Raw genomic sequence first — 12,442 nt, forward strand, 5'->3', positions numbered from 1 at the left:
TTTATTGAAAGGTATATATTTACCTGCCTGTATTTTTTGCCTATCATGTGGCACGCATGCGCTCATAGCTCAACTGGATAGAGTACAGGTCTCCGAAGCCTGTGGCGTGGGTTCGAGTCCCGCTGAGCGCACCATTGCACCGCCCTCCTCTTCTATATATTCTCTCTTTTTATAAGCGTTCTGTTTTTAACACGCCATAAACCTATTTTTCTACTTGGTTTATTTTTTCATATCGCTCAAAATACGCGTTCTATTTAACAACGTGAGACGTTTATGACTGATGCTTTGGTGTTGAGCGATTTGTCCAAAACCTATCGTAATGGTTTTCAGGCGTTAAAAGGGATTGACCTTACCGTTCCTGAAGGCGAATTCTATGCATTGTTAGGACCTAATGGTGCAGGCAAATCAACCACGATCAGTATCATTAGCTCTTTAACCAAAAAAACATCTGGTTCAGTTGAAATTTTTGGGCATAACTTAGATACCCATCCTTCACATGCAAAACAATGTCTTGGTGTTGTTCCTCAAGAATTTAACTTTGGTCAATTCGAAAAAACTTTCGATATTCTAGTGACTCAAGCGGGTTACTACGGCATTCCCAAAAAACTGGCTGAGCAACGTGCTGAGCATTATCTAGAAAAATTAGGTTTATGGGAAAAACGTAATATTCAATCACGCATGCTTTCTGGTGGTATGAAACGCCGTTTGATGATTGCTCGTGCCATGATGCATGAACCAAAATTGTTAATTCTGGATGAACCGACTGCAGGCGTAGATATCGAACTGCGTCGTTCGATGTGGGACTTCCTGACAGAAATGAATGAGAACGGTACGTCCATTATTTTAACTACACACTATCTAGAAGAAGCAGAAATGCTGTGTCGTCGTATTGCGATTATCGATCGTGGCGTGATTAAAGAAGATACCTCTATGAAAGGTTTCCTCAATCAACTGAATGAAGAATCATTTATTTGTGATTTAGCTGAACCAATCGACTCATTTAATCTGAATATCATTGGTTTCAAATTTAATCTGATTGACCCAGTAACATTGGAAGTCACAATGGATAAAGCGCATAGCATGAATGATCTATTCTTGTTATTACAGTCGCAGAATATCCAGGTGAGCAGTATGCGTAATAAATCCAATCGATTAGAAGAATTATTCGTGAAAATGGTCGAAAAAAACCTTGCAGGAGCGAATGAATGAACTTCAATCAATTAAAAACTGCGCTTTGGACTTTAGTTGTTAAAGAAATTCGTCGTTTTATGCGAATCTGGCCACAAACCTTGCTTCCACCTGCAATCACCATGAGTTTGTACTTTGTGATCTTTGGCAATTTGGTGGGTTCGCGTATTGGCGAAATGGGTGGCTTTAGCTATATGCAATTCATTGTGCCTGGCTTGATCATGATGGCAGTCATTACCAACAGTTATGCCAACGTTTCTTCAAGTTTCTTTAGTGCAAAATTCCAGAAAAGTATTGAAGAACTGATTATGAGTCCCGTGCCATTGCACTTAATTCTATGGGGTTATGTGATTGGTGGTGTTAGTCGTGGCGTATTGGTTGGTCTGATTGTGACCTTAATGAGCCTGTTCTTTACTCATCTGGAAATTTATAATTTATTTGTGACGATATATACTGTCATTATTACTTCATTATTATTTTCATTGGGCGGTTTTATCAATGCCGTCTATGCGAAGTCTTTCGATGATATTTCTATTATCCCGACTTTCGTATTGACCCCACTCACCTATTTAGGTGGTGTGTTCTATGCCATCAGTGCACTCAGCCCTTTTTGGCAAAATATCTCTTTAATTAATCCAATTGTATATATGGTCAATGCCTTCCGTTTTGGAATTTTAGGGCATAGCGATGTCAATGTTTCTTTGTCACTTGGCATTGTAACCATGTGCTGTGTTGTCCTCTATGCAATTGCCTATCATTTATTAGCTCGTGGTTCAGGAATGCGTGAATGAGTGTTGAACATTCTTTATTGGGTAAAGATACCCAATACCCGACTCAATATCAGCCAGAAGTTTTATTTCCAATTGCCCGTGCTGAATCTCGTCAACAATATGCACATATTGAAGGGATTACTCAGGGCAAAGACTGGTGGCATGTTTTTGAAATTTCATGGTTGAATTCGATTGGTTTACCACAAGTTGCGATTGGTCGTTTAACGCTACCAGCCAGCTCACCAAACTTAATTGAATCGAAATCACTTAAACTCTATTTTAATGGTATGAATTTCACCCAATTTGACTCTCAGCAAAGTTTTGTTGAAACCGTTGAACGTGATTTATCGAAAGCTGCCGGTGCAAAAGTTGAACTGCAACTGTTCCAAGTCGATGATTTAGAGATTTCTAAACCCCAAGGGATCTGTATCGATGATCTAATCCCTGAGCGTTTATCAGAGCACCCTGACTCAACTTTGTTGCAATTAGATGCAACAGTCGAAGACGAGGCTGAAATCGAGCTGTACTCGCATTTATTGAGAAGTAATTGTCCTGTGACCGGGCAACCCGATTGGGGCACGGTTTTTATTCGTTTACAAGGTAAAAAACCTTGTTATCGCAGCGTTTTAGCTTATATTATCTCGTACCGTCAGCATAATGGTTTCCATGAACAATGTGTTGAGCAAATATTTGCAGATATTTGGCAACTGCTGAAACCAGAAAAACTGATGGTCTATGCAACTTATACTCGCCGTGGGGGCTTGGATATTAACCCGTGCCGAGTATCCGATTTGTCATGGATGCCCAAGCCAATTCGCTTGGCACGACAATAAAACGAATAAATTTGATATAGAGGACGTTCTTCAATGACCAGTTATTTCGGGATTCTTCCGTCAGCAAGTTTGAGTCAGGATATTCAACTTGCACAAGCCAATCGTGACAGTAAAGAGCCTCAATACCCTTTACGTGACAAAATTTCTCTACAGCTTACTGATGAGTTAATTGACACCATGTTGGTTCACTTGGTTCAACAATTTCCACCAAGTGACAAACGAGATACCACCGAAGGACTTGCGATTAAAATTCGCGGCATTGTTGAAACCTTAATGAAGCAACTATTGGGCAAGGCTTCAAACGAACAAGTACTTGAATCATTAGCATTCATGGAAAAAAGCCTGTTTATCGATAATGAAGGTAAGCAGCGTATTGGCACAGCGCTACCCGACAGCCTTGTAAGCGATATGAAAAAGAGCTTTGCTGAAGTTGCAGCTGGAAATGGTAAAGAACAGCGTGATGCTTTAACACAACAGTTCAAATCGTTTGCTGATGCATTGACCCACCACTTTATGACTGAATACAACAAGACCCTTGGTCTAGGTATGGTCAAACGCGGTGTTGCCAGTGTGGCAACCAGCGGTGTCGAAACAGCAGTACATATCGTAATTAAGAAATTGATTCCGAGCTTGAGCCAAGTTGAACTCGAAGTATTTACTAAGCACTTCGATCAGTTATTGGTGCAAAAATAAGTTTTACCTCATGCAAAGGCGACGATTGCAAAATCGTCGCTTTTTTTATGCCAAATTAATCCTTTATAAATGTCACAATTTCTAAATTTGCATTGTCTAAATCAGCGTTTATGTTAGCATTCGCGAAGCTTTGATTTACCTGATTTAGAATCGCATGTCTCCAAGCCCACAATACAAATTTTTACGTCAAGCGCCTCGGGATGGCTTAAGCACAGCTAATCACCCTTCTCGTTGGCAACAACTGCACCTTGATCCTTGGCTGTGCCTATTTTTAGTGCTCAATGCTACGCTGGGTTTGACTGTTTTATACAGCGCTTCAGCACAAGATGTAGGACTCGTGACCAAACAAGCCATCAGCTTTGGAATTGGTTTTGTGGTGATGTTCAGTTTGGCTCAGATTCCACCCAAAGTTTATCAGGCATTTTCACCCTACTTTTATGTGTTTGGCGTGTTATCACTGCTTGCTGTTGTGGTTTTTGGTGAAGTCCGTATGGGTGCACAGCGTTGGATCGATATTCCAGGCTTTGGTAGTGTGCAGCCCAGTGAGTTTATGAAAATTGGCATGCCAATGATGGTGGCTTGGTTCCTGTCACGTAAGGCGTTACCGCCAAGCTTCTCTCAGGTCATTCTGTCCTTAATGCTAATTGTAGTGCCTTTTCTACTCATTGCAGAACAACCCGACTTAGGCACGTCTTTACTGGTGCTTGCGAGTGGTATTTTTGTACTTTTCTTGAGTGGTTTATCATGGAAATTGATCGCAGGTGCAGCAGGTGTTGCTGGGATTATTATTCCGATTGCTTGGGAATTTTTACTACATGATTACCAACGCCAACGCGTTTTAACGTTATTTAATCCAGAGGCCGATGCTCTAGGAACGGGTTGGAACATTATTCAGTCTAAAACTGCAATCGGCTCTGGTGGCTTCTCAGGCAAAGGCTTTTTAGAGGGAACTCAATCCCACTTACACTTTTTACCTGAAGGTCATACTGACTTTATTATTGCCGCCTATTCGGAAGAATTTGGCTTGATTGGCGTTACCCTGCTGATCCTACTTTATTGTGCAATTATTTTCAGAACATTCCAAATTGGCCTACAAAGCTTCCATAACTATGGTCGTTTGGTTGCAGGCGCCTTTGGTTTGTCATTTTTTGTTTATGTATTTGTAAATGCAGGCATGGTCAGTGGTATTTTACCTGTGGTAGGTGTGCCTTTGCCGTTCATGAGTTATGGTGGAACTGCAATTATTACTCTTATGTCAACTTTTGGACTGGTTATGTCTATTCATACACATCGATAATGAGGAATTTTATAAACTTATGTTTCTTCCTACTTTAAATAAAACTTTTAAATTTTTAACTTTAAGCGCTGGTTTATTCTTGAGCAGTAATTGGGCACAAGCAAATGAATTTTATAGCCATCCTAATTATTTTGCATTTAAGCAAAAAGCAATGACGACCTATGGGTTAAGCAGCGAGCAAATTAATGCAGCCATGAGTGGTGCACGCAATTTACCTAATATCCTGAACATCATGACACGCCCTGGTGAAAGTAAGCCTTGGTATCAATACCGCTCAATGTTTTTAGTGGAAGGTACGATTCAACGTGGGGCGCGTTTTAAAAGCCAGTATGAAGATGTGCTGAATCGCGCTGAACAGCAATATGGTGTCCCTAAATCTGTGATTCTCGGTATTTTAGGCGTAGAGACTGGTTATGGTGCCAATAAAGGCTCTTTCATCACTAGAGACGCCTTAGCAACGCTTGCATTCGGTTACCCGCGTCGTGCTGACTATTTTAGTGACGAATTAGCAGCTTTGATTTCGTGGACGTATAAAGAAGGCTATCCAACCAACAGTATTGTCGGCTCATATGCGGGTGCCATTGGTTATCCACAATTTATGCCAAGTAATATTCAAAAACTTGGTGTGGACTATGATGGCAATGGTCATATCGATTTAAGAAACTCTGCGGCTGATGCGATTGGTTCAATTGCTAACTATTTAGCTCAACATGGTTGGGAACGTGATCGCCCAATTGGCTTCCCTGCTCGCTATTTAGGTAATAACCCAGATAGCATCATTGCGAAAGATTTGACCCAGCCAGTTCCTTATGGTGAATTGAAAAAATTGGGAGTGGCACCAATTGACCCGTTGGTAAAAATTGATGACCTAGATTTAGTCAATGTCATTCAATTGCAAGATCAATTTGGTCCAATTTACTATATTACATATCCAAATTTCCAAGTCATTACGACCTACAACAAGAGCCGCATGTATGCGACAGCTGTATGGTTATTGGGCACAGAAGTGGCTAGCCGATAGGCTAGCTTTTTTACAACATTATGAAAAGTCAATAAATTTTTTATTTAAAAAGCACACATATTCAGCAAAATTTATAAATTGTTACAATATTGATTATTTTTTAACCAGAAACTGTAAGTTTTTGCCCTTTTTGTAACTATTTATCGTTAAAGACTAGACACACTTCGTAAGCGATGAATATTATCGCCCCAAGTTAAAAGTAATTGCAAAAGTGAATAATTAGACATGTGCACTATATTTCAAGGTGTTTGTTGAAATAGAAAAGCATGTTCTCTAGGAGTTTATACAATGCAGTTTTCGCTAAAATATATTCTAGCGCTGACGGCAGGCTTAAGTTTAAGCCCGTTACATGCTGAAATGGTACAGTCTTCATCATTAACCAATGATGTGGAAGGTTCTAATTTGGCTGCCCGCGTACTAAGCAAAGATTCTCAAAATTTTAATTCTCGTTTTTCAAACGTTAATAGTCTTTCAATCACTGAGAGTTCTGGTGACAAAGTACGTCGCCAAACGATCGCTGCTAAGATCGATATCCCAGCAGAAGAGCCTTCAGTGATTGAAAAACTGAATACTGTTGCTTCGAACACCGTTCGTAAATTCAGCCAAAATGGCGTTGCATCATGGTATGGTCGTCAATTCCATGGTCGCAAAACAGCAAGCGGTGAAACATTCGATATGAATGCTATGACTGCTGCACACCGTAGCCTTCCTTTGAACTGTTATATCCGTGTAACAAACAAAGACAATGGCAAAAGTGTTGTTGTAAAAGTTAACGATCGTGGTCCATTCCATGGTAACCGTGTATTAGACTTATCTTATGGCGCTGCAAAGCAACTTGGTATGTCTAGTTCAGGTACGGGCAATGTGAGCATTGAACGTGTTGATGGTCCTAATTCTTAATCATTAAGACCATAACTAAAAAGCCGCTTATTGCGGCTTTTTTATTTTTGTCGGTTCTAGTTTTTAATCCTTTACGCCCTATTCTTTTCTTCGGTATATTGAATAAATAAAAATGAATATCGCAAGGAGAGCAAGGTGAAATCGATTGATGAATGGTTTGATGAATACAGTGACAGTCACCAGAACCAAACCAATAAAAAAATCCATTGGGTCTGCGTCCCAGCTATCCTTTTTTCAATTATCGGTATTCTGGCTCACTTCAGTACTTTACTGACTGCATTACTCTTAGTATTAACCCTTGTCTTTTATGCCCGTTTAGATATTGTTTTAGCTGTGGCGATGGCAGCGTTATTAGCAGTAATGGCATGGTTAATTGTGATCTTGCCAGTAGGCGTTGGATTTTATATCGGTGTTTTTGTGATTGCCTGGATTGGGCAATTTTATGGGCATAAAGTTGAAGGTAAGAAACCTTCATTCTTTAAAGATCTACAATTCCTTCTGATTGGCCCTGTATGGTGCATGGATGCTTATTTAGCTAAAGTCCTACCTAAATGGAAAATTCGTCAAAAATCAGCCATTACAGGCTAATTTAGCGCATACCATGCAAGTAACTGACCAAGGAAAAATGCTATTGATACATTTTTCCTTGATATTTTAGCCAACCATCGATGTGTTTTCCACGCGGATCATGGTGCGTCCAATGAATAACACCGCCCTTTTGGCTGTATTCATATTCACCAAAAAACTCAACGGTCTCACCTTTTTTCAACCCTTCTATTCTTGGCGCCAAATCAATATTGTGTGCAATCAGAACGGTTAGACCATTTTCCAGTTTAAGAATCATTTTTTGGTGTCTTGAACCCTCATTGTCATCAGGCAAAATCGCCTTCACAACACCTTGCGCTTGGACTTGCACATTACTTCGCTGCTGTTGATAGGCCTGCATGATCTTATGTTGATCATCAACAGCTACAGTGCGACTCGTATTCGACGTTTGAGAATTACTGCTTGTATTTTGTTTTTGCTTAAAATCAATACCTAAATAAGCAGCAACCAACAAGACTATAGCAACAATCATCAGATTATTTTTTTGATTTTTCATACTTACCTATGATTTAGTCCTAGATAGCAAAATGCCAATCGAGTTGATTGGCATTTTAATCATACAATGTCTATATGGCTTAGAACAAACGATTCATACCATTTAAAGCTGCAACACGATACGCTTCAGCCATGGTTGGATAGTTGAATGTGGTTTCAACAAAATACTTCAAAGTATTGTTCGGACTATGCATCACCACTTGCCCAATGTGGATAATTTCTGCGGCATTATTACCAAAGCAGTGAATCCCCAATACTTCTAAAGTATCACGATTGAACAGAATCTTTAATTCACCAACGGTATCACCGGTAATCTGTGCTCGTGCCAAATGACGGAAAGAAGCCTGACCAACTTCGTAAGGCACTTTCTCCTCGGTCAGCTCCTGCTCAGTCTTACCAATTGAAGAAATCTCTGGGATAGTATAAATGCCTGTTGGTACATCACGGATTGGCTTCACATTTTTTTCGCCCACCATGTTTGCACCTGCACAACGACCTTGGTCATACGCAGCCGATGCCAATGATGGCCAACCAATCACATCACCTGCCGCATAAATATTTTCTGCTTCAGTCTGATACTGATCATTTACCATCAACTGACCACGACCATTCGGCACTAGCCCCACATTTTCCAAGCCCAAACCATCGGTATTACCTGAACGGCCATTACACCATAAGATCGCATCTGCCTTGATCTTCTTACCACTGAGTAAATGTAAGACCACATGATCATCAAAGGTCTCTAAACGATCAATTTGCTCATTGTGACGAATCAACACACCTTGCTCGCGTAAGTGATAAGACAACGCATCTGCAATTTCATCATCAAGGTAGCTTAAAAGCTTTTGTTGAGTGTTGATCAAATCAACTTTATGATCGAGTCCGATAAAAATTGAAGCATATTCACAACCAATCACACCCGCACCATAAATAATAATTTTCTGGATTGAATAATCAAGGTCAAGAATCTTGTCTGAATCAAACACACGTGGGTGATTAAAATCTAAACCTTTTGGTTGGTATGGACGACTACCTGTTGCAATCACGATTTGCTTGCAAATAATGGTGTCTTTAATACCATCTTGACCAAAAATCAGTACAGTGTTTTTATCTTGGATATACGCGCGACCATGGAAAACTTCAATTTTATTGCGATCGTAAAAACGTGTATGTGTATCAACTTGCTGTTGAATGACCTTATGCGCATTGCGTAGTACCTGTTTCATGGTGAATTGTTTCCACTCACCTACTTTTTGAAACATTGGGTCACGTTGATAACGAATAATACTTGAAACTGTTTGACGTAAAGCTTTACTTGGAATTGTGCCTACGTGTGCGCAGTTACCACCGAGTTGATCACGAACATCAACGATTGCAACACGTTTACCTGCTTTTGCAAGCTTCATTGCCGCGCCTTCGCCAGCTGGGCCAGAACCGAGAATTACTGCATCATATTTAACAATATTCCCACCGACGACCTCTTTCTTACGTGGCATTCAAAGCTCCTTTGTCTCTATAACCGTTTTGCTATATATATGATAACCAATATGCAGCCAGATGATGTATTTCACAACTATATATTTTTATATATTTACATTTTCAAAATGAATACCACTTTTCATGCTTTATTACGGTAAATTTGACTATAATAACGGGATATCTCAAGTCAAAGGCTGTAGAACTTATATGTCTGAACACCGTAAACCTGAACAGGGTATAAAACTTCGTGGCGCGGAAAAAGTCGCGAGAATTCCTGTAAAAGTTATCCCTACGGTTGAAGTACCTCGCAAACCTGACTGGATTCGAGTCAAGATGACCGCTCCAGAAGAAGTTCAGCGTATCAAAACAACCTTGCGCTCGCAAAAACTACATACCGTATGTGAAGAAGCAGCTTGTCCTAACCTGCCTGAATGTTTCGGTGGTGGTACAGCTACCTTCATGATCATGGGCGATATCTGTACACGTCGCTGTCCATTCTGTGACGTCGCACACGGCCGCCCAAATGCATTGGACCCAGACGAACCACGTCACATGGCAGAAACCATTTCAAATCTTGGTTTAAAATACGCGGTCATTACCTCGGTTGACCGTGATGATTTGTTAGATGGTGGTGCGCAACACTTTGTTGACTGTATCAAAGAAGCCCGTGCATTAAGTCCAAAAACCTTATTAGAAATTCTAGTGCCTGATTTCCGTGGTCGTATGGATATTGCCTTACGCATCATGACTGAATGTCCACCAGATGTGTTTAACCACAACATTGAAACCGTACCGCGTTTATATAAAGCGATGCGTCCAGGCTCAGACTATCAGCATTCTTTAACTTTGCTAAAAATGTTTAAAGAATACTGCCCTGATGTGCCAACCAAATGTGGTTTGATGGTGGGTATTGGTGAAACTGAAGAAGAAGTCATTTCTTTACTGGATGATCTTCGTGCACACGATGTGGATTACGTGACTATTGGTCAATATCTACAGCCGTCTAAACAACATGCACCAATCGACCGTTTTGTTACACCGGAAGAATTCGAGCGTTATGCTGAACATGGTCGTAAGCTCGGTTTCAGAAATATCTGGTCTGCGCCAATGGTTCGTTCAAGCTACTTTGCTGATCGTCAATATCATGGTGAACCAGTACCTGCTGTACGCCGTAAGGCAGATCCTGCCAAGAAAATTGCAGTTCAGGCGATTGAAGCTTAAAATTTTTCGTTATGAACGTACTTCGGTACGTTCATTTTTTAATTTTTTGAGGATTATGTTTTAATAAAAATTTTCAGGTGTTAGCCTCACAGTAGAGCATAATCATGCTTTAGGAATCTCAATTATCGCCTCAATAAGAGCTTCAACATTCCATTAATGCCCCACTACAATAGCCATCAATAATAACCAAGCTTTTCCATTTTTCCAGCCAAGCTACTACCCGATCAAAATCTTCAGGTGAATCCATATCCATAAAAATAGTAATTTTCTTTATCTATCCTATATTAAATCTTTTTTAAAATATTTTATGCCTTGATAATCTCTTTGGTATTAGGATTAAAAATAACAGAATTTGGTATATCTTCTAAATAGTCAATCATCAAAACCATATGATTTGTATAAGCTTTTAAGTCATTATCTGCAAATCTAACTATAATCCGCTTATTAATAACAGAAATCTTATCCGTTTGGTTAGAATCAATATAATTTGCAATTATCCTAGAATCATCAATCACATTCTGCCCTGTTTCATAAAAAATAAGCATCCACCAATCCTCCCAAGAAAAACGTAGATGCTTATCTAAAGGGTTAAATGGGTCTTCTTCATACTCAACAGAAAAGATACCTGTTTTTGAAAAATACTCGCTTAACTGTTTTTCTAACAACCCCAATGAAAAAACACCCGAGTCCTCATCAATCAAACAATAAAGTGAAAAAGCCATAATTTCCCCGTAGTGATATACATTCCTTTTAAAAAAAAGGAGCAAATCTGCTCCTTCCTTAATTTTAATTATGCTAAAAGCTTAAGCAATATGCTTTTGTACCACAATCGAACCGACTGAATAGCCCGCACCGAAAGAAGAAATTACAGCAAATTCGCCATTATCGACCTGTTCACCAGTACGATGCATCGCAATGATGACACCGGCAGATGAAGTATTGGCAAACTCATCCAAGATGATCGGTGCACGCTCAAGATCAGCATCTTTACCAACAACCAATTTTAAAATCAGTTCATTCATGTTGGCATTGGCTTGATGCAACCAGAAACGTTTGATTTGCTCAGGCGTTAATTCAAGTTTCTCTAATTGTGCAGAAATGATTTTTGCAACAAGCGGACAAACTTCTTTAAATACTTTACGACCGTCTTGACGGAACAGTTTGTCATCTACAACCGCATCTTCACTGCGATTTAAGAAACCAAAGTTATTCCGGATATTATTTGAGAATTGAGTAAACAAATGGATATCTAAAATTTCATAACCAGATTTAGTTTCAGTTTCTTCAATAATTGATGCAGTCGCAACATCACCAAAAATAAAGTGTGCGTCACGAGTACGGTAATCTAAATGACCCGAAGTAATTTCAACATTGAGTAATAATACACGGCGAGCACCGCATTTCACTGCATCGTAAGCTTGCTTCAAACCAAATGTTGCAGCAGAACATGCCACATTCATATCGTAAGCATAGCCTTGAATACCCAAAGCCGACTGGATTTCAATCGCAACAGCTGGATATGCGCGTTGCATATTTGAACATGCCAAAATCACAACATCGATGTCTTCAGCTGTTACACCTGCATTTTCCATCGCCTGTTTTGCAGCAATCACACCCCACTCCGCTTGAAGTGAAAGTTCATCATTGCTACGTTCCTGCAAACGCGGACGCAAACGTGTCGGATCAAGAATACCTGATTTTTCGACAACATAACGGCGTTGAATACCTGATGCTTTTTCAATGAATTCAGGGCTTGAGCCACGAAGAGCTTCAATTTCACCAGCTTCAATTTGAGCTGCGTTAACTTGGTTATACTGTTCTACATAAGCATTTAAACTTTCAACCAACTCTTCATTGGAAATAGATTCAGTTGGATGGAATAAACCTGTACCTGTTATACGGATGCCCATGTAAAACTCCTGTAAAGAATGGTTCTAGC

Annotated in this window: 13 protein-coding genes and 1 tRNA gene; 10 read left to right on the forward strand and 4 right to left on the reverse strand. The window is 39.8% G+C overall.

Annotation, left to right across the window (positions count from 1 at the left end):
* The first annotated feature begins 58 nt into the window (after window positions 1-58).
* The 9 genes from F909_RS02930 to F909_RS02890 all read left to right on the forward strand — a co-directional run bounded on the left by F909_RS02930 (window position 59) and on the right by F909_RS02890 (window position 7,290).
* Window positions 59-134, forward strand: a tRNA-Arg gene (locus F909_RS02930).
* Window positions 135-273: 139 nt separating this feature from the next.
* The gene (locus F909_RS02925) at window positions 274-1,209 is read left to right on the forward strand and encodes an ABC transporter ATP-binding protein (RefSeq protein WP_005153829.1); all 936 of its coding nucleotides are present in this window, start codon (window positions 274-276) and stop codon (window positions 1,207-1,209) included.
* Window positions 1,206-1,979 carry an ABC transporter permease gene (locus F909_RS02920; RefSeq protein ID WP_005153830.1) on the forward strand — a complete coding sequence of 258 codons (774 nt, stop codon included), beginning with the start codon at window positions 1,206-1,208 and terminating at the stop codon, window positions 1,977-1,979. The genes F909_RS02925 and F909_RS02920 overlap by 4 nt, the downstream gene beginning before the upstream one ends.
* A complete protein-coding gene (gene queF / locus F909_RS02915) occupies window positions 1,976-2,791 on the forward strand; it encodes an NADPH-dependent 7-cyano-7-deazaguanine reductase QueF (protein WP_005153831.1) in 816 nt (271 codons plus the stop codon). The genes F909_RS02920 and queF overlap by 4 nt, the downstream gene beginning before the upstream one ends.
* A gap of 33 nt (window positions 2,792-2,824) precedes the next feature.
* The gene (locus tag F909_RS02910) at window positions 2,825-3,484 is read left to right on the forward strand and encodes a hypothetical protein (protein WP_005153832.1); all 660 of its coding nucleotides are present in this window, start codon (window positions 2,825-2,827) and stop codon (window positions 3,482-3,484) included.
* 154 nt (window positions 3,485-3,638) lie between these two features.
* Entirely contained in the window at window positions 3,639-4,781 is a 1,143-nt protein-coding gene (rodA, locus tag F909_RS02905) for a rod shape-determining protein RodA (RefSeq protein WP_005153833.1), read from the forward strand.
* 19 nt (window positions 4,782-4,800) lie between these two features.
* Complete coding sequence (mltB, locus tag F909_RS02900; protein WP_005153834.1) at window positions 4,801-5,802, forward strand: lytic murein transglycosylase B; 1,002 nt, start codon at window positions 4,801-4,803, stop codon at window positions 5,800-5,802.
* 288 nt (window positions 5,803-6,090) lie between these two features.
* Window positions 6,091-6,702: a septal ring lytic transglycosylase RlpA family protein gene (locus tag F909_RS02895; protein ID WP_005153835.1), complete on the forward strand. Its 612-nt coding sequence runs from the start codon at window positions 6,091-6,093 to the stop codon at window positions 6,700-6,702.
* A 135-nt stretch (window positions 6,703-6,837) separates the two neighbouring features.
* Entirely contained in the window at window positions 6,838-7,290 is a 453-nt protein-coding gene (locus tag F909_RS02890) for an Mpo1 family 2-hydroxy fatty acid dioxygenase (RefSeq protein WP_005153836.1), read from the forward strand.
* Between the two features lie 40 nt (window positions 7,291-7,330).
* On the opposite strand, the gene F909_RS02885 is transcribed toward F909_RS02890, so the two are convergent.
* Window positions 7,331-7,804, reverse strand: a complete 474-nt coding sequence (locus F909_RS02885; protein WP_005153837.1) for a DUF3465 domain-containing protein — start codon at window positions 7,802-7,804, stop codon at window positions 7,331-7,333.
* A gap of 79 nt (window positions 7,805-7,883) precedes the next feature.
* The gene (gene sthA, locus F909_RS02880; RefSeq protein ID WP_004806376.1) at window positions 7,884-9,299 is read right to left on the reverse strand and encodes a Si-specific NAD(P)(+) transhydrogenase; all 1,416 of its coding nucleotides are present in this window, start codon (window positions 9,297-9,299) and stop codon (window positions 7,884-7,886) included.
* Between the two features lie 190 nt (window positions 9,300-9,489).
* Between sthA and lipA the strand changes: the two genes are divergently transcribed.
* On the forward strand, window positions 9,490-10,503 hold the full coding sequence (gene lipA, locus F909_RS02875) for a lipoyl synthase (protein WP_032878153.1): 1,014 nt from the start codon (window positions 9,490-9,492) through the stop codon (window positions 10,501-10,503).
* Window positions 10,504-10,808: 305 nt separating this feature from the next.
* Here the strand turns inward: lipA and F909_RS02870 are convergent, their stop codons facing one another.
* Entirely contained in the window at window positions 10,809-11,225 is a 417-nt protein-coding gene (locus F909_RS02870; RefSeq protein WP_228129405.1) for a hypothetical protein, read from the reverse strand.
* Window positions 11,226-11,306: 81 nt separating this feature from the next.
* Window positions 11,307-12,413: a beta-ketoacyl-ACP synthase III gene (locus F909_RS02865; RefSeq protein ID WP_005153844.1), complete on the reverse strand. Its 1,107-nt coding sequence runs from the start codon at window positions 12,411-12,413 to the stop codon at window positions 11,307-11,309.
* Window positions 12,414-12,442 lie beyond the last annotated feature (29 nt).

It is taken from the genome of Acinetobacter sp. ANC 3929, from assembly GCF_000369405.1.
Taxonomy (GTDB): Bacteria; Pseudomonadota; Gammaproteobacteria; order Pseudomonadales; family Moraxellaceae; genus Acinetobacter.